This is a genomic window from Nocardia sp. 2TAF39, from assembly GCF_052114905.1.
Classification (GTDB): Bacteria; Actinomycetota; Actinomycetes; order Mycobacteriales; family Mycobacteriaceae; genus Nocardia.
In genome coordinates this window covers 96,668-113,635 of record NZ_JBFRFQ010000019.1, presented here as the reverse complement: position 1 = coordinate 113,635, position 16,968 = coordinate 96,668, and the positions used below count along the sequence as shown (strand labels likewise).

The window sequence follows — 16,968 nt, the reverse complement described above, 5'->3', positions numbered from 1 at the left end:
TTGACCATCAAGTCCGACGACGTGGTCGGTCGCGTGAAGGTCTACGAGGCGATCGTCAAGGGCGAGAACATCCCGGAGCCGGGCATTCCGGAATCGTTCAAGGTCTTGCTCAAAGAACTCCAGTCGCTGTGCCTCAACGTCGAGGTGCTCTCTGCCGGCTCCGCCATCGAATTGCACCACGGCGACGACGACGAGCTCGATCGCGCCGCCGCCGATCTCGGAATCACACTGTCCCGCAACGAATCCGCATCAGTCAACGACCTCCCGAGCTGATCCGCCTGTCCGAGCTGCCGCGCACCGGATCCTCGATGCGCGGCACTCCGAGACGCGTGGATGCAGCTGTCATGCGCCCTACCTTTCAGCGGAGGGCGAAGGCCAGGAAGAAGGCCAGGAAGAAGTCGACTCCGTTTCCGGGCGGCGGAGGAGGTCTCGGCCGGTCAGCTCTTCGATGCAATTCCGCCATATCGGATGAGACCCGACAACCGCCACAGACAGAATCAGCCGCGAGCCATGTCCACGAACCGCGACAGGTGCAGCTGGTGGGCGACCGTGATCGTTGCGGTCGGGCCGTTACGATGCTTGCCGAGAATCAGGTCGGCCTCGCCGCCACGTGGGTCGTCGCGTTCGAAGGCATCCGGGCGGTGCAGCAGGATAACCATGTCCGCGTCTTGTTCCAGCGAGCCGGACTCGCGCAAATCGGACACCATGGGGCGCTTGTCGGTTCGCTGTTCGGGACCGCGGTTCAGCTGACTGATCGCGACCACCGGGACTTCGAGCTCCTTGGCAAGCAACTTCAGGTTTCGGGAGAAGTCCGAGACTTCCTGCTGGCGGGATTCGACCTTTTTACCGGAGGTCATCAGCTGGAGGTAGTCCACCACAACGAGTTTCAGATCGTGGCGTTGCTTGAGTCGCCGCGCCTTCGCGCGGATCTCCATCATGGTGAGGTTCGGCGAATCGTCCACGAACAGCGGTGCTTCGCTGATCTCGCTCATCCGACGCGCGAGTTTGGTCCAGTCATCGTCGCTCATTCGACCGGAGCGCATATCGCCCAGCTTGATCTTTGCTTCGGCGGAGAGCAGGCGCATGACGATCTCGGTGCGGCTCATTTCCAGCGAGAAGATCACACTTGCCAGGCCGTGTTTGATCGAGCAGCTGCGCATGAAGTCCATGCCCAGAGTGGAGTTGTGGGTCGGCACCATCGTCTGGCCCGCGAGGTACAGGTGGTCGCTGTTGTCGACTTCCACGCACCGCACAGGGACCGTGTCGATCTTGCGAACGTCCACGATGTAACGAGACTCGGAACGTGCGGTGCTGGGCACGGCATGATTCGGTTCGTCGTCCTCGGTTCGCACCGTGTGGACGATTTCGCCGGTCGTGCGTACCGCAGGCCGAGATTCGTCGGAGCGGGCGACGGTGAGCCATTGGTGCTGTTCGTCGGCGACGATCACTGTCCCGTCCGAGAATTCGATCTCGTAGCAGGGGCGTTCGGTCAGGACGTCGGTCGCAGCGACCACCCGGGTGGGGTGGCAGTGGGCATCGAGAAGTTCGTCGCCGACTCGGACCTCACCCATCGTTGTCCAGCCGGACGGTGTCGGCAGCGGGGTGTCGAGGGCCAGGGCCTTTCCCACGCCGGGCCTAGCCGCGACGATGATCATTTGGCCCGGATGTAGGCCATTGGTGACCTCGTCGAGTTCGGTGAAGCCGGTGGGGACGCCGAGGGAGATGCCGCCGCGGCTGGCGATGGAATCGATTTCGTCCATCGTCGGCTGTAGGAGTTCCTCGAGCGGGAGGAAGTCTTCGGTGGTGCGGCGCTCGGTGACCTCGTAGACCTCGGCCTGGGCGCGATCGACCACCTCGGCGATGTCCTGGCCGTCGGCGCCCGCGTAGCCGTACTGGACGATGCGGGTGCCGGCCTCGACCAGACGGCGCAGGATCGCCTTCTCGGCGACGATCTCGGCGTAGTAGCCGGCGTTGGCGGCGGTGGGCACGGTCTGCGTGAGCGTGACCAAATAGGGTGCGCCGCCGATGCGCTTGAGCTCACCGCGGCGGTCGAGGCCCGCGGCGACGGTCACCGGGTCGGCGGGTTCACCGCGGCCGTAGAGATCGAGGATGGTGTCGTAGACGGCTTGATGAGCCGGACGGTAGAAATCGCCGGGGCGGATCACCTCGACGACATCGGCGATCGCGTCTTTGCTCAAGAGCATGCCCCCGAGTACCGACTGCTCGGCGGCCATGTCGTGCGGGGGCTGGCGGCCGAAGTCTTCGCCGGGGGGTTCGGGCGGAAAATTCGTGTGCTCGCGGCGGTCATCGGTGGCTGTCACCAGACTCGACCGTCCTCTCTACCCCACGACCGGGTTCTGCCCTATTGATGACTCGTTCTACTCCCGGGCACCGACACTTTTGCCTCGGTCGACCAGGTTCCAGCTACCGCCGTGGCCTGCCGGTTAACGCCGGTCGGGAGGCGGCTCGCGCACGGCGATGCGACGAACCTAGGTGACCCGACAGTCGTCCACCAAACCGGACTGTGCACACGGCTGTGGATAAGTTGGGGACTGTTTACTCAGCGTTGTGCACCCCCTGTGTACAACTTGGGGAAAACCCAGGTCGCTGCGGGCAAACATCCAGATAGATATGGATTTCCGCATCTCTCCGTGTGTGGATGAATCAAAGACCGGCGTGTCGACCAAGTTGAACAGCCGGGCGTGTTGAGTAAACGGCACGTAAGCGATGCGTGACTTGTATCACAGTGCTTTCGGATGGTTTCACCGTTGATCCACAGGTCGAATAACCGGAGGTAAAGCAGTCGGCGATCGATTTGCGGAGAATGTTCCGAGCGAAACGCTGGCAATAAGCAAACGAACAGCTAACTGATGTTGTGGAACATCACGGCGCAGCCGAAGACCACTCCTGTGCGGGGACACGGGAGTGGTCCTTCGACGTAAGCCCGAATCAGCTGGCAGTGACCGTCAGGTCGAACCTGGCAACCACATCCGGGTGCAGGTGCACGACGATGCCGTGCTTGCCGGTCGTCTTGATGTGGGCCTTCGGCAGATCGATGCTGCGCTTGTCGACGACGGGTCCGCCCGCCGACTTGACAGCCGCGGCGACGTCCGCCTGGGTCACCGAGCCGAACAGTTTGCCGGTGCCCGCGGTCTTCACGGTCAGTGAGACCGACTCCAGGCCCTCGATGGCCTGCTTCAGCTCGTTGGCGTGGTCCAGGTCGCGAACCCGACGGGCGTCCTGCGCCCTGCGGATGCCTTCGACCTGCTTCTGCGCGCCGCGGCTGGCCGCGATCGCCAGGCCGCGCGGCAGGAGGTAGTTGCGGCCGTAGCCGTCCTTCACCTCCACCGTGTCGCCGGGGGCACCAAGGTTGTCCACATCAGCAGTCAGAATCAACTTCATTTGCGTGCCTCCCTTTCTCAGCGAGCCGTCGACACGTAAGGCAGCAGAGCCACCTCACGCGAGTTCTTGACCGCAACCGCGATATCACGCTGGTGCTGCACGCAGTTGCCGGTGACACGGCGGGCGCGGATTTTGCCGCGGTCGCTGACGTACTTGCGCAGCAGCGTCGTGTCCTTGTAGTCGATCGAAACGGTTCCGGTCTTGCTTTCCTTGCAGAACGCGCAAGCCTTCTTTTTGAGCACCTTTTCGCGCGCGGGCGCTTTAGGCATGGTCGTGTACTCCGTAATCATTGATGGCCCGGATCATGCGGGCCGATGTGTCCGTTCTCAGAACGGCGGTTCGTCATCCATGCGGCTGCCGCCCCCGAAGGAGCCCGCCGCAGGGGCACTGCCCCAAGGGTCGTCCTCGGCACCGCCGGAACGCCCACCGCCACCACCGGAGGAAGCGTAGTTACCGCCACCGCCGCTGCCGCCGGACCCGAAGCCGCCGCCACCGCCGCCGCGACTGGTCTTGTTGACCTTCGCGGTGGCATAGCGCAGCGAGGGACCGACCTCATCGACCTCGAGCTCGACGACCGTGCGCTTCTCACCCTCGCGGGTTTCATAGGAGCGCTGCTTGAGCCGTCCGCTCACGATGACGCGGGAACCCCTGGTCAGGCTTTCGGCAACATTCTCCGCGGCTTCGCGCCAGATATTGCAGCGCAGGAACAGCGCTTCGCCGTCTTTCCATTCGTTCGAATTACGGTCGAAAACACGGGGTGTCGACGCGACGGTGAAATTCGCCACCGCCTGTCCCGCCGGCGTGAATCGAAGCTCGGGGTCGGCCGTCAAGTTTCCGATGACGGTGATGACCGTGTCGCCTGCCATGTGGTTGGTTCCTCCTGCTCGGTGTGCAGTCCACGTCTCGCTGTTGCGCTAGAGCCTAGGCATAGGCTCTGACGCAAACGAGGGTTGTGGAACTACTTGTCGTGGCGCAGAACCTTGGTGCGCAGCACCGACTCGTTGAGACCGAGCTGCCGGTCGAGCTCGCTCACGGTGGCGGGCTCGGCGGTCAGATCGACCACGGCGTAGATGCCCTCGGCCTGCTTGGCGATCTCGTAGGCGAGCCTGCGGCGGCCCCAGATGTCGACCTTGTCGATCTTGCCGCCATCGGTGCGAACGACACTGAGCAGGTTGTCCAGCGACGGACCAACAGTGCGCTCGTCCAGGCTTGGATCGAGGATGACCATCACTTCGTAATGACGCACGGACCAATCACCTCCTGTGGACTGGGAAACGGCCACGGACGGTCCGTGGCAGGAGGGTCGTTGCGTCAGCAACCCGACAAGGCTACATGACCGGGCGGTGAGCAGCGAAACGCTCCCTTCCCCTCGCCTCTCCGCGTATTCAGGCCGGACTCGGCAGCCGCGGCGGCGTCGGCGGCTGGCGGTGCGGTGGCGGGTGAGTGAGCCGGTGCCCGGCGAGTTATCCATGTGCGCGCGAAATCAGTCGTTGCGGTGGGGGAACATCGGCACGGCTTGGCAGTGCCGCTTAGGGTGGTTGTCATGCCGACCGGACTCGTCGCCCGCGACCTGATCGCAGGGCGCGTGCGACGTCGCGCGGCGCTGGCCGCGGTAGTTGTGCTGCTGTGCGGTCTGACTCTTGCGCTGGCATATGTGAACAAGGCCCGGTGTGCGGGCGCGCCGTTCGACGCGGACGGTCGCAGCACGGTCTTCGACATCGCCAAGGATTCGGACGTCTGCTATTCCGACATCCAGTTTCTCTGGCTCGGCCGCGATATCAACGAGCACGTCTTCCCCTATCTGGACGGCGGCATCACCGACGGTGGTGCGCTTGTCGGAGGCGCGGTGGAATATCCGGTGCTCAGCGGTCTGCTGATGTGGCTCGGCGCGGTCGGCGCGCACAACGATGCCGAGTTCCTGCTGCACTCCGCCCTGTTGCTCGCGCCGTTCGCGCTGCTGACCGCGTGGATGCTGGCCCGGCTCGCCGGACGCGCCGCGCTGCTGTGGGCGGCGGGACCGCCGCTGGTGCTCTACGCCTTCCACAATTGGGAACTCCCGGTGGTATGCACATCGGTCGCGGCCGTCTACGTGGTGGGCGTCCTGACCCGGTACTCGTTGCGCACCAGGGGAATTCTGGCAGCGGTACTGCTCGGGCTCGGTTTCTGCCTGAAGCTGTACCCGGGGATATTCGTGTTGCCACTGATGGCGTATGTGCTCACCGGGGGCGTCGAACGCGACCGCGATCAGTCGGATCGCGAGTTCGACATCCGCGGCGCGCTGCTCGCCGCCGCGGCGGCCGTCGGCACCGTCGTCGCGGTGAACCTGCCGTTCGCGCTGGCAGGCTACGAGGGTTGGCGCGCGTCGATCACCTTTCAGCAGCTGCGCCAGGCCGACATCACCACGAATTCCATTTGGTACTGGGGGCTCCGGCCGATGTTCGGCCAGGACGTCCAGAGCGAGGCGGTATTCCAGCAGGTGGTGTCGGTCGCCTCGCCGGTGCTGGTGATCGCCGCGTTCGCGCTGGCCATGTGGCTCGGCTGGCGCCGATACCTGACGACCGGCGTCTACCCGTGGGTCGGGGTGAGCGGCGCGATGCTGTGTGGATTCCTGTTGTTCCACAAGGTGCATTCGCCGCAGTACACGCTGTGGCTGGTGCCGTTCCTGGTGCTGCTCGAGGTGCCATGGTGGCTGATCGGCAGCTATCTCGTCGCCGACGCGGCCATCGGGATCGGCGTGTTCCGGTATTTCTACTCGATGGGCCAGGGTACCTCCGTGGACCTGATGGAGAACATCGTCCAGTTCGGGGTGTGGGGCCGCGCGAGTCTGCTGGTAGTGCTGTTCTTCGTATTCCTGTGGGCGCTGCCGCGCGGATATCGCGGGGTGCCGCCGCCGGTGCCGCGGTACGGCCCCGGTGACCTGATTCCGGTGGCCTAGGGTCCGCTCCGCCGGGCACGGAACGCGGCGCTCTTGGCGCGGTTGCCGCATTGCGTCATGTCGCACCAGCGGCGGGAACCGCCGCGAGAGGTGTCCAGGTACAGGCGAGTGCACTCGGCGCGACCGCACTCCTTGATCAGCGCCGCACCGCCGAGCAGCTCGACCGCGGACCGGGCGATGGCCGTGAGGGCGGCGTCCGCATCTCCCGCTCGGATCATCGTGCCGTCGGCCCGCAACGCGACCGAGGGAAGGTTGCCATCGGCCATATCGTTCACTGCCCGGCGGTCCGCGTCGGCAAACGGTTTGTCCTCCGCCGCGGCCAACGCCATGCGGTAGGCCGCCTCGCGCAGCCGAACCGCGCGCGCAAGCGTGCCCGCGTCGCAGCGAGGGGCGTCGTCGAGCAGTTCGGCGGCGACGATCCAACCGGCGAGCGTGGCAGGGGTGTCGAGCAGGTCGTCGAACGTGGTCGATCGAGCCTTGACGGTGCCTGCGAAGTCCAGTGCGAGGTTGCCGCTCACGAAGGTGAACACCCATCCATGATAACCGGCTTGACAGGTTAGTTGGCCAGATGTCACCGTGATAACCACCCAAGGCAGTTATTTCAGGAGGGTCCGTGCAGACTCGGTTCATGACGGTGGTCGCGCAGCCGCTGTTCGTCCTGTTGTGGAGCAGCGCGTTCATCGCCGGGATAATCGGGGTCGGTGCGGCGCCACCGATGCTGGTGCTGTTCGCGCGCTACGCCATCGCGGGCGTTCTGCTCGCGGTGTACGCCTGCACGGTGCGAGCCACCTGGCCGCGCGGCAGCCAATTACGGCACGTGCTGGTCGCCGGGCTGCTGATGCAAATTGTGCAGTTCGGCGCCTTCTACACAGCAATGAGCGATCATGTCTCGGCCGCGGTGATCGCACTGATGCAGGGGTTGAACCCGGTGGTCATCGCGCTGTTCGCCGGGGTTCTCGGCGAAACCGTCACGGCGCGCCAGTGGTTCGGCTTCGGCATCGGCGGAATCGGGGTCGCGCTGGCGGTGCTCGACCAATCCCATTTCTCGCCGGTCGGATTGCTGCTGTGCGTGGTCGGCTTACTCGGCCTGAGCATCGGCACGGTGTACCAGAAGCGGTTCGTCCCCACGGTCGATCCGCGGGCGTCCACGACGCTGCACGTGGTGCTGAGCGCTCCCATCGCCGGGTTGCTGGCCTGGCTGACCGGTCAGGTCCACGTGTCGGACGTCGGCCGGTTCGCCGGATCGGTCACCTGGATGGTGCTTGTGAACTCGATGGCGGCATTCCTGCTGCTGAACGCGATGCTGCGGCACTGGGACGCGACCAGGGTGGGCAAGCTGTTCTTCGCGACGCCCGCGGTGACCGCGATCCTGGCCTGGCTGCTGATCGATCAGCCGTTGCGGCCGCTCACGATCACAGGGCTGAGTGTCGGCCTCGTCGGTATGGTATTCGCCTCGCGCAAGCCCTCGGCTTCCTCCGCCTCGGTTGCGGCACGGCGGCCTGCGGTCGTGGCGCGCTGACCTACTTGCGTGCGCTGTGCCACTGCATGCCCCAGCGGTACGCCTGATCGATCTCGCGCTGGGCGCCGTTGACGTACTGCATCTCCCGGTAGACTGTGATTCCGGGCCCCTGGTTTTGCAGCAGCGCGATGGCACACGAGCGGGCGCCGGCTACCGGAGAGTCCAAGCGGACCTCGATCTGCGGGCCCGCAGTGGGGTGCAGCGTCACCACACCGTCGGCAGCGGCCCAGTTCGGCACGCCCTCGTAGATGAGAGCAAAGATCAGGATGCGGCGGAACAGGTCAGGACGGGCGAGGTTGATACTCATGTTCTCGCCGCCTTCGACGGAACCGCTGCGGTCGTCGCCGTCCAGCTTGATGTAGGGCTCGGCCTCCAATGCACCGAAATTGTCGCCGATCGCCTGCACGACGCCCTTCGCGCCGTTGGACAGCTCGTAGAGGCAGCCGAGGTCGAGGTCGACGGGCTTGGACCGGCGGAAGAATCCCTTGGAACCACTCGACCAGTTCAGGTTCACCCGCATGGTTCCCTGCTGCTCACCAGGCTTCGTGAGATTGATGCTGGGTGTCGCCTTCGACAAGGTCACCTTGGACAGGTTGACGCCGCCGGGACTGTGGTCGATCGCCATGGCGCGATCCCCCCTCAATTGAAACGAGAGCGGCAGCGGCCATCCGACGGGATGGGGCCGCTGCCGCAAAGGGTCTTCGGCTGCATGCCGGGAATCAGCCTACCGGCGTCGGTTCCCGTTCGCTGGCCAGTTCCTCGTCGTCCTCGCGCCGGTTGCGGACGAGGCTGGTGATGAACGCCGCGCCGATGAACGCGACGCCGACCAGGCCGGTAACGATCTCATTGATGTGCACGCCGATCGAGACGAGCAGGATCACCGCCAGCGCGCCGATCGCCCAGTGCGCGCCGTGCTCCAGGTAGACGTACTCCGACAGGGTGCCTTTACGCACCAGGTACACCGTGATCGACCGCACGAACATGGCACCGATCAGGCCGAGGCCGAGCGCGATGATGATCGGGTCGGAGGTGATGGCGAACGCGCTGATCACGCCGTCGAAGGAGAACGACGCGTCGAGCACCTCCAAATACAGGAACAGGAAGAAGCCGGCCTTACCGGTGGCCTTGACCAGCTCGGACGGTCCTCCGGTGTGCTCCTCGGTGTGGAACATCGAGCCGAGCCCGTCGACCGCGATGTAGGTGATCATGCCGAGCAGGCCCGAAACCAGGACGGTCGAGCGGTGCGCGTCGTCGGAGATGTACTCGGCGGTGAGGATCAGGCCGGCACCCGCGACGACCACCGAGAGCATGTCCAGCTTGCCCGCCTTGGCCAGCGACCGCTCCAGCCAGCCCAGCCAGGTGATGTCGCGCTCTTCGAAGATGAAGTTGAGAAACAGCAGCGCGAGGAACATTCCACCGAACGCCGCGATCTGCGGGTGCGCGTCGGTGAGCAGTTTCTCGTAGCTCGGGCTGCCGTCCGGGAAGGTCAGCGCGTCGTTTGCCGGCGGGTTGAGCGCGAGGTCGAAGGCCCGCACCGGATTCAGCCCGGCGGTGATCCACACGATCGCGAGAGGGAAGACCAGGCGCATACCGAAGACGGCGATCAACACGCCGACGGTGAGGAAGATTCGCTGCCAGAAATCGCTCATCCGCTGCAAGATGGTGGCGTTGATGACGGCATTGTCGAAAGACAGCGACACCTCGAGGATGCCGAGGATCGCGGCGAGCGCGAGGGCGGTCGGCCCGCCGTAGAGCAGTGCCGCGACGAGCGAGACCACTGTGACGAGTAAGGACATGCCGAATATGCGCAGGACCACGCTGGGACCTTTCGTGAAGTGAGAACGAGTCGGCGTTGGTTGCTACCAGCGTGGCCGCTGAACCGCCGGTTGTCCAACGCTACTTCCGGGGCGCCGGCCTGCCCGGTCACATGACGAGGGGGCCCGTCGCCGGGCCCCCTGCGAACAGCGAAATGTTCCTCAGACGTTCACGCCGTAGTCACGGGCGATGCCGGCCAGACCGGAGGCGTAGCCCTGGCCGATCGCGCGGAACTTCCATTCCGCGCCGTTGCGGTACAGCTCGCCGAAGACCATGGCCGTCTCGGTCGAGGCGTCCTCGGAGAGGTCGTAGCGGGCGAGCTCGGCGCCGTTGCTGCGATCCACAACGCGGATGTAGGCATTGCGCACCTGGCCGAAGGACTGCGACCGGGAGTCGGCGTCGTAGATCGAGACCGGGAAGAAGATGCTCTCGATCGTGGGCGGGGTGCCGGTCAGGTCGACGTTGATGACCTCGTCGTCGCCCTCGCCCTCGCCGGTCCGGTTGTCGCCTACGTGCTCGATCGAACCCTCGGGCGAACGCAGATTGTTGAAGAAGACGAAGTGCTGGTCCGACACGACCTTCTTGTCCGCGCCGGTGGCGATGGCGCTCGCGTCGAGGTCGAAGTCGGTGCCGGTGGTGGTCCGCACATCCCACCCGAGGCCGACAGATACAGCGGTCAGGTTAGGCGCCGCCTTGGTCAGCGAGACATTGCCGCCCTTGGACAAACTGACACCCATGCGGGATCCCTTTCAATAGTCCGTCATTGGTTCCCAGCATGTCCGAATCGCCGGGTACGTCATACGACAGTAGTAGGTTTCCGCGAACTTTCGTAAGAACCGGCGGAACCCTCGGCGAACAGGAACATCTCCTACCATCGGGGCGTGGCAGGCCGAAAGCGTGGATGGTTCCGCTCGTCCGGGAACGACGAGTGGATCGAACAGGCCCGTACGGCGCTGGCATCGGCGTTTCTCGACATGGATCGACGCCAGAGCGCGGCCGACGCGGCGGTGCTTGCCTCCGACCAGGTTTTCCCCGAGCGGCGGATGGGTGCGCGCTGGGAACCGGTGCGCGACAGGTGCTATGACGCCGCGAGCGTATACCTGGCGCTGACAGAGGAGTTGGAGGCAGCGCAGCGCRACGGCACACCGGTGCAGCACGGCCAGCACCGCACCGATGCCGTGGTGCGGCAGCTGACCGACGCGGCCCGGGCCGTCGACGAGTTCTATCGCGGCAATCAGTCTCAGCTCGAAAACGCGGTCGCCGTGCTCGGCACGGTGCCGCAGCTGGTGCGGCAGGTGAAGATCGCCGCGGCGGCGGTGCGCGGGCAGGCCGCCGAATCCGAGTTCGCGAACTATCCCTCGGTGCGCGACCGCGCCGCCGCGGTGGACGACGCTGTGCTCACCCTGGAATCGGCCGGCTCCGGCGCCCAGGCGGGCACCCTGCGCGAGGCCGCGAACCGGCTGGAAGCGGCCGCAAAAGAACTCGCGGACGCGTTGGCGCATGCCCCATCGCGGGCCGCTGCGGCAAACAACGCGATCTCCTCGGTGAGCACCCGCATCGCCGCTGTCCGGACCAGGGCGGAGGGGATCGCGCCCGCGTTCTCGGCACTGCTTCGTGAGTTCAATGCTGCGAGTTCGGCCGATCTGGCTGACAATGAGCGGGAAAGTCAGCGAGCCATCGATGCCGCGGACGCGGCTCTCAGTAGGGCGCGCGCGGCAGCGGCGGAGGACAACCCGGAGTTTGCACTTGATCTGACCACATCCGCGCGCGGGTTCCTCGCCGAGGCCGAGCAGAAGGTCGATGCCGTCACCAAACGGCTCGCGGTGCTGCGGGACGTCCGGTCCGACCCGCAAGAACAGGCCAAGGCCGTACGATTCCGGCTGCGGGATGCGCAGATGCTCGCGGTGAGCCGCGGGCTCGTCGCGGAGTGGGGATCAGTGCTCGATGCACAGGCCGCACGGATCGACAGAATCAGCGAAACACTGTCGGGGCGTCACCCCGACTACTGGGCCTATGTGGCGGAACTCGATGCCGTCACACAATTCATAGCCGGGGTAGTGGATCGAATGAGAAAACAAGTAGGACCACGACGAGAATGAGGATGGGGCAAGGATGACCGCAGGCATCGCCGTCCAGCAGGAGGTTTCCCTGCGGAAGCGAATGCCGCTGCGCCACTTCCGGCAGTTGCACGGCCCAGAGGCGAGGCGTCTTTTCCACCGGCAGCCCGAACCGTTCGGCGACGACCACACCGACCGAGAGCTGTTGGCGATCGCGCTCGGTGCGACCCTGTACGCGCCCGCGACGAGAACGGATCTCGCGCTGACGATCAGCAAACGCGCCGAGCGCGGCGTGTGCTCGATGGTGATCGACCTCGAGGACGCCGTCGCCGATCACGAGGTGGAGTACGCCAAAAGACAGACCGTCGCGGTGCTCGATCTGCTCGCGGCGAGCCAGGACGCCAATCCGCTGCTGTTCGTGCGGGTACGCGACGCGGACACGATCACCGAGATCGTCGAACAACTCGGCCCTGGCGCCACAGTGCTGACCGGGTTCGTATTGCCGAAGTTCGACAGCATTTCGGGACCGAAGTACCTGAACGCTCTGAACGCGGCCGCGCAGCGACTGGACCGGCCGTTGTACGGGATGCCGGTGCTCGAATCGGCGGGCCTGGTGCACCGGCAGACCCGTGACGGCGAGCTCGCCCAGATCGCGGCGCTGCTCGCCGCGCACCGGGAGCGGGTGCTGGCGGTGCGGGTGGGCGCGACCGACATGTGCTCGACGTTCGGTATCCGGCGTGATCGCGACCTGACGATCTACGACGTCCGGGTGGTCGCCGACGTGATCGCCGACATCGTGAACTATCTGGGGCGCGCGGACGGGACCGGTTTCGTCATCACCGGGCCGGTGTGGGAGTACTTCGCCGACCACGAGCGGATGTTCCGCCCGCAGCTGCGCACCGCGCCGTTCGAGGAATCGGACGCGGTGCCGTTCCGTCAGTACTTGGTCAGCCGGGATCTGGACGGACTGCTGCGCGAGATAACACTGGACCGAGCCAACGGCATCCAGGGCAAGACGGTGATCCATCCGTCGCATGTCGCTGCGGTGCACGCGCTGTCGGTGGTGTCGCACGAGGAGTACTCGGATGCCCTGGACATCCTGCGGGCAGACGTCGGCGGTGTCGCGGCCTCGGGTTACCGAAACAAGATGAACGAGATGCGGCCGCACCGCAGCTGGGCCCGACAGACTCTGTTGCGCGCCAGGGTGTTCGGCGTGGCGAACAAAGGAGTGTCATTCGTGGACTTGCTTCAGGCGTTGGTCACCGTATGAGCCAGACCGCGGCCGAGCTCGGTCAGCATAGAATTCCTTGGGCCACAAGAACTTTAGGTATCGAACTCCATCACGAGCAGTCGCACGGCGATGTCGGATCGAAGAGCGCGCTACCTGCCGCGCCGTCGATTTCCGCGCTGATCCAGCCCGGTTTGCGGCGCAACCCGCGGCGGGCGCATCTGTTGGTGTCGACGGTCCTCGGCAAGCATCTGCCGACCGATCCACGTGTGGTGGTCGACGCGGGCGACCGCCTGGGCGATCTGGTCCGTGCCACACTCGGCGAACGCGACGCCGTCGTGCTCGGATTCGCCGAAACCGCAACCGGACTCGGGCACACCGTCGCCGCACGGATCGGGGCGGACTGCTACCTGCACTCGACGCGCCGTGTGGTCGCCGCCGCGGACACGCTCACCGGATTCGAGGAGGGGCATTCGCACGCCACCTCCCACCTGCTGCAACCGGTGCCCGCCGGCATCTTCGTCAACGACCTGCCGCTGGTGCTGGTGGATGACGAGATCTCCACCGGCGCGACGGCGATAGACGCGGTGCGCGCGCTACACGCGTTCGCCCCCCGGGCACACTACGTGCTCGCCGCACTGGTCGACATGCGTACCGCGGCCGACCGCGCCGTCTTCGACAGTGTCGCCGCCGAACTCGGCGCCACGATCGAAACGGTCTGCCTGGCGTCCGGCCGCACCGTCTTGCCGGACGGTCTGCCGAAGGCGGTCGCGGCGCTACCCGAACCGGAGCTCAATCCGGTCGCCGCGCAGCCCGGTGTGTTCGTTCGTGGGATGCTTCCGTGGCCGGGATCGGTGCCGGAGGGAGGCAGGCACGGCATCCTTTCCTCGGACGCGGCGGCGTTCGAATCGGCGCTCGCCGAAGCCGCCGCTACGGTGCGCGGTTGGCTCGCGGCGGATTTCGCGGGGCGCCCGGTCATCGTGCTCGGGCACGAGGAATTGATGTACCTGCCGCTGCGGATCGCGGTGGAACTCGCCGAATCCGGGACTCCGACCCGATTCCAGACCACCACTCGATCGCCCGCGTACGTGCTGGACGAGCCGGGATATCCGCTGCGCCGTGGCTTCCGGTTCCGCGCTGCTGAGCCCGACCCCGGGCAGCCGCGGTACCTGTACAACGCGCAGTGGTCCCCCGGGTTCGCGGGGTCGACCGGTGACGTTGTCGCCGAACCGCCGGCGGGCGATTTCGCACCGGTAGGCACCGATGCGCGCGATATCGCGTCCTTCTCCGGAGAGTTGGATTTCGGTTCAGGCGAGCCGGTGTTGCTGGTGGTGATCGATTCCCCCGCGGACACCCCCGAACTGGTCGCGGACGGCGGCTTGATCGATGTGCTGACCGCCTCCGGCGCGGATGTGCTGCTCGCGGTGCTGCCGGACGCTGACCCGCGGCAACTGCACGCCGGGCGGTCACGCGTCGCCGACCTGCCCGAGTCTGTCGTTACGTCGAAAGCGGGGCGCGCTGTGCCGTTGCACGGTCCGGAGTTCGGGTCCTACGCGGCCGAGGAGGTCGCCTGGCTGCTGAAGGATCTGTCCGATGTCGACCTCGAAGCCGACGTGGCCGAGCGGGAGCGGAAGATCCAAGCCGGGAAGGCTCATTACGCCGAGTCGCTACCGATCGAGTACCAGCCGGACGCGTCGTATCGGATGCTGTTCGACGAGGTACTGGCGGCCAGCGCCGAGCGGCTCGCGCTCGCCGTGGCCACAGTGTCGGAACTCGTCGTCGCCGAACGCGGCGAGGACATCGTACTGGTGTCGCTGGCCAGGGCAGGGACACCGATCGGTGTGCTGATGCGCCGCTGGCTGCGGTCGCGGCGGCCGAGTCTCGAGCTGCCGCATTACGCGGTGTCGATCGTGCGGGATCGGGGCATCGACGCGGTGGCTCTGGACTATTTGGCCGCGCACCATGATCCGGCTTCGGTCGTGTTCGTGGACGGATGGACCGGCAAAGGGGCGATCACCCGCGAGCTCACCGAAGCGCTCGGCGCGTATCACGCGGCCGGTGGCGCACGGTTCGACGACGAGCTGGCGGTGCTGGCCGATCCGGGACATTGTGTGCGCACCTATGGCACCCGTGACGACTTCCTGATCGCCTCTGCCTGTCTGAATTCGACTGTGTCCGGGCTGATTTCGCGCACGGTATTGAACGACACGCTGATCGGTCCCGGTGATTTCCACGGCGCCAAGTTCTACCGCGAGCTGGTCGGCGACGACGTGTCCGGGCGGCTGCTCGACGTCGTGAGCGGCGCCTTCGCCGCGGTCCGCGACCGGGTCGACACCGAAGTCGCCACGCTCCGCGCGAGTGACCGGACGCCGACCTGGGCCGGATGGGCCTCGGTGGAGAACGTGCGCGCACAGTACGGCATCGCGAGCGTGAACTTTGTGAAACCAGGTGTCGGCGAGACCACCCGGGTGCTGCTGCGGCGGGTACCGTGGCGAGTGCTGGTCCGCGAGGCGGACGCGCCGGAGCACGCGCACATCAGGATGCTCGCCGCCGCCCGAGGTGTGCCGGTGGAGGTCGTCGCCGACCTGGCGTATTCATGCATGGGATTGATCAAGGACGTACAGCAGTGAACCTGGCCCGAAGACCACGAAGACAGGCACTGATCGCGACCGACCTGGACCGCACGATGATCTACTCACGTAACGCCTTCAGCGCCACAGGTGAGGTGCCGATGGTCTGTGTGGAGCATCTCGAGGGGGCGCCGCTGTCGTTCATGACCACCGCGGCGGCGCTGCGGATGCAGTCCCTCACCGAACCGGCCGCCGTCATTCCCACCACCACCCGCACTGTAAAACAGTTCGGTCGCATCCAATTACCCGGTGCGCCTTGGCGTTACGCGGTCACAAGCAACGGAGGGAACATTCTTGTCGACGGCGTTCCTGACGTGCGCTGGCGCATCGACGTCGATGCCGAGGTTCGCGCGGGCGGCGCGACGCTGTCGGAGGTGAGCGCGGAGCTGCGTGCACGCATCGATGATTCGTGGGTCACCAAGTTCCGCCTCGCCGACCACCTGTTCTGCTACCTGGTGGTGAAACCCAAGGGTGTCCCGGAGGGTTTCCTCCGCGAATGGGATGCCTGGTGTCGTCAACGCGGCTGGTCCGCGTCCCAGCAGGGCCGCAAGATCTACACCATGCCGCTGGCCGTCTGCAAGAGTCGCGCGGTCGCCGAGGTGCGCCGCCGGCTCTGGGAAACCGGTGAACTTGCCGGTGCGGCAAAAACGTTCGCCGCGGGTGACGGCGCTCTCGACGCCGAGATGCTGCGTTCCGCGGACTTCGCCATCCGCCCCCGCCACGGCGAACTGGAACAACTCAACTGGACCCACCCCAACCTCACCATCACCCGCGCCACCGGCATCCTCGCGGGCGAAGAGATCATCAACTGGTTTCTCGAGTCTGCCCCGGAATAGTTCGAGTAGCCAGCACCGCATCGGTGTACTGCTCGGTTGTGAGATCGTCCGCTCCGATTCCGAGCTGGTGGAGTGTTCCTTGAATGGCCTCGAGCGCTTCGGTCACCGGCTGGACGGCGGTTCGAAGGTGGACTTGAAGTCCGGGCATTCGACCAGCGGGTCATGGGTGCAGGTGGCGGCGTGGCGGAGGCTGTCGCGCATGCGGACCAGGCGGGCGATGTCCTCGTCGAGCTGACGAGCTTTCTCGGCCATGCGGGCGCGGAGTTCGGTGTCGGTGGGGGTGGCGCGCAGGAAGCGGGCGATCTCGGCGATCGTGAAACCGGCGCCGCGGGCGCAGGCGATGAGGGCGAGGCGGCCGAGGACGTCGGGGTGGTAGGTGCGGCGCAGGCCGTTGCGGCCGGTCGAGGTGATGAGACCGCGCTTCTCGTAGAACCGCAGGGCGGAGGGGGCGAGGTCGGTGTGGTCGGCCACCTCGGCGATGTCGAGCAGGACGTCGGTCATCTCGTCTCCTTGACTTGAACCGCGCTTCAAGTCGCAGACTAGCTC

Annotated in this window: 17 protein-coding genes; 7 read left to right on the top strand and 10 right to left on the bottom strand. The window is 66.0% G+C overall.

Annotated features, from left to right (window positions below):
- The coding region (locus tag AB4Z47_RS14940; protein WP_441951232.1) for a hypothetical protein at positions 1-273 on the top strand (273 nt) is incomplete at its 5' end.
- A 224-nt stretch (positions 274-497) separates the two neighbouring features.
- Here AB4Z47_RS14940 and dnaB read toward each other — a convergent pair.
- The 5 genes from dnaB to rpsF form a co-directional block, all read right to left on the bottom strand.
- Entirely contained in the window at positions 498-2,234 is a 1,737-nt protein-coding gene (gene dnaB, locus AB4Z47_RS14935; RefSeq protein WP_441951246.1) for a replicative DNA helicase, read from the bottom strand.
- A 715-nt stretch (positions 2,235-2,949) separates the two neighbouring features.
- Entirely contained in the window at positions 2,950-3,402 is a 453-nt protein-coding gene (rplI, locus tag AB4Z47_RS14930) for a 50S ribosomal protein L9 (protein ID WP_441951231.1), read from the bottom strand.
- 17 nt (positions 3,403-3,419) lie between these two features.
- Positions 3,420-3,671 (bottom strand): 30S ribosomal protein S18, encoded by a 252-nt coding sequence (gene rpsR, locus AB4Z47_RS14925; RefSeq protein ID WP_327121395.1) that lies wholly within the window; start codon positions 3,669-3,671, stop codon positions 3,420-3,422.
- A gap of 57 nt (positions 3,672-3,728) precedes the next feature.
- The gene (locus AB4Z47_RS14920; RefSeq protein ID WP_441951229.1) at positions 3,729-4,268 is read right to left on the bottom strand and encodes a single-stranded DNA-binding protein; all 540 of its coding nucleotides are present in this window, start codon (positions 4,266-4,268) and stop codon (positions 3,729-3,731) included.
- A 92-nt stretch (positions 4,269-4,360) separates the two neighbouring features.
- Positions 4,361-4,648, bottom strand: a complete 288-nt coding sequence (gene rpsF / locus AB4Z47_RS14915; protein WP_327110998.1) for a 30S ribosomal protein S6 — start codon at positions 4,646-4,648, stop codon at positions 4,361-4,363.
- Between the two features lie 297 nt (positions 4,649-4,945).
- On the opposite strand from rpsF, the gene AB4Z47_RS14910 reads away from it, so the two are divergent.
- On the top strand, positions 4,946-6,337 hold the full coding sequence (locus AB4Z47_RS14910; protein ID WP_441951227.1) for a glycosyltransferase family 87 protein: 1,392 nt from the start codon (positions 4,946-4,948) through the stop codon (positions 6,335-6,337).
- Here the strand turns inward: AB4Z47_RS14910 and AB4Z47_RS14905 are convergent.
- Positions 6,334-6,867, bottom strand: coding sequence for a CGNR zinc finger domain-containing protein (locus AB4Z47_RS14905; RefSeq protein ID WP_441951225.1), 534 nt, complete (start codon positions 6,865-6,867; stop codon positions 6,334-6,336). The genes AB4Z47_RS14910 and AB4Z47_RS14905 overlap by 4 nt on opposite strands.
- Positions 6,868-6,950: 83 nt before the next feature.
- Here AB4Z47_RS14905 and AB4Z47_RS14900 point away from each other — a divergent pair, with 83 nt between their 5' ends.
- Positions 6,951-7,856 carry a DMT family transporter gene (locus AB4Z47_RS14900; protein WP_441951223.1) on the top strand — a complete coding sequence of 302 codons (906 nt, stop codon included), beginning with the start codon at positions 6,951-6,953 and terminating at the stop codon, positions 7,854-7,856.
- 1 nt (position 7,857) lies between these two features.
- Here AB4Z47_RS14900 and AB4Z47_RS14895 read toward each other — a convergent pair whose 3' ends face one another.
- From AB4Z47_RS14895 to AB4Z47_RS14885, 3 genes are all read right to left on the bottom strand, one after another.
- Positions 7,858-8,481: a TerD family protein gene (locus AB4Z47_RS14895; protein WP_441951222.1), complete on the bottom strand. Its 624-nt coding sequence runs from the start codon at positions 8,479-8,481 to the stop codon at positions 7,858-7,860.
- 94 nt (positions 8,482-8,575) lie between these two features.
- The gene (locus AB4Z47_RS14890; protein WP_441951220.1) at positions 8,576-9,673 is read right to left on the bottom strand and encodes a DUF475 domain-containing protein; all 1,098 of its coding nucleotides are present in this window, start codon (positions 9,671-9,673) and stop codon (positions 8,576-8,578) included.
- A 159-nt stretch (positions 9,674-9,832) separates the two neighbouring features.
- Positions 9,833-10,408: a TerD family protein gene (locus tag AB4Z47_RS14885; protein WP_441951218.1), complete on the bottom strand. Its 576-nt coding sequence runs from the start codon at positions 10,406-10,408 to the stop codon at positions 9,833-9,835.
- A gap of 144 nt (positions 10,409-10,552) precedes the next feature.
- On the opposite strand from AB4Z47_RS14885, the gene AB4Z47_RS14880 reads away from it, so the two are divergent.
- Genes AB4Z47_RS14880 through AB4Z47_RS14865 form a run of 4 tightly spaced genes read left to right on the top strand, consistent with a single transcriptional unit; the run spans position 10,553 to position 16,422 of the window.
- Entirely contained in the window at positions 10,553-11,770 is a 1,218-nt protein-coding gene (locus AB4Z47_RS14880; RefSeq protein ID WP_441951216.1) for a hypothetical protein, read from the top strand.
- A 13-nt stretch (positions 11,771-11,783) separates the two neighbouring features.
- Positions 11,784-12,998, top strand: a complete 1,215-nt coding sequence (locus AB4Z47_RS14875; RefSeq protein WP_441951214.1) for an HpcH/HpaI aldolase/citrate lyase family protein — start codon at positions 11,784-11,786, stop codon at positions 12,996-12,998.
- Positions 12,995-15,586, top strand: coding sequence for a phosphoribosyltransferase (locus AB4Z47_RS14870; RefSeq protein ID WP_441951213.1), 2,592 nt, complete (start codon positions 12,995-12,997; stop codon positions 15,584-15,586). The genes AB4Z47_RS14875 and AB4Z47_RS14870 overlap by 4 nt, the downstream gene beginning before the upstream one ends.
- Before the next feature lie 56 nt (positions 15,587-15,642).
- On the top strand, positions 15,643-16,422 hold the full coding sequence (locus tag AB4Z47_RS14865; RefSeq protein WP_441951244.1) for an HAD family hydrolase: 780 nt from the start codon (positions 15,643-15,645) through the stop codon (positions 16,420-16,422).
- Between the two features lie 102 nt (positions 16,423-16,524).
- Here the strand turns inward: AB4Z47_RS14865 and AB4Z47_RS14860 are convergent, their stop codons facing one another.
- Positions 16,525-16,923, bottom strand: a complete 399-nt coding sequence (locus AB4Z47_RS14860; protein WP_441951211.1) for a MerR family transcriptional regulator — start codon at positions 16,921-16,923, stop codon at positions 16,525-16,527.
- Between the last annotated feature and the right edge of the window lie 45 nt (positions 16,924-16,968).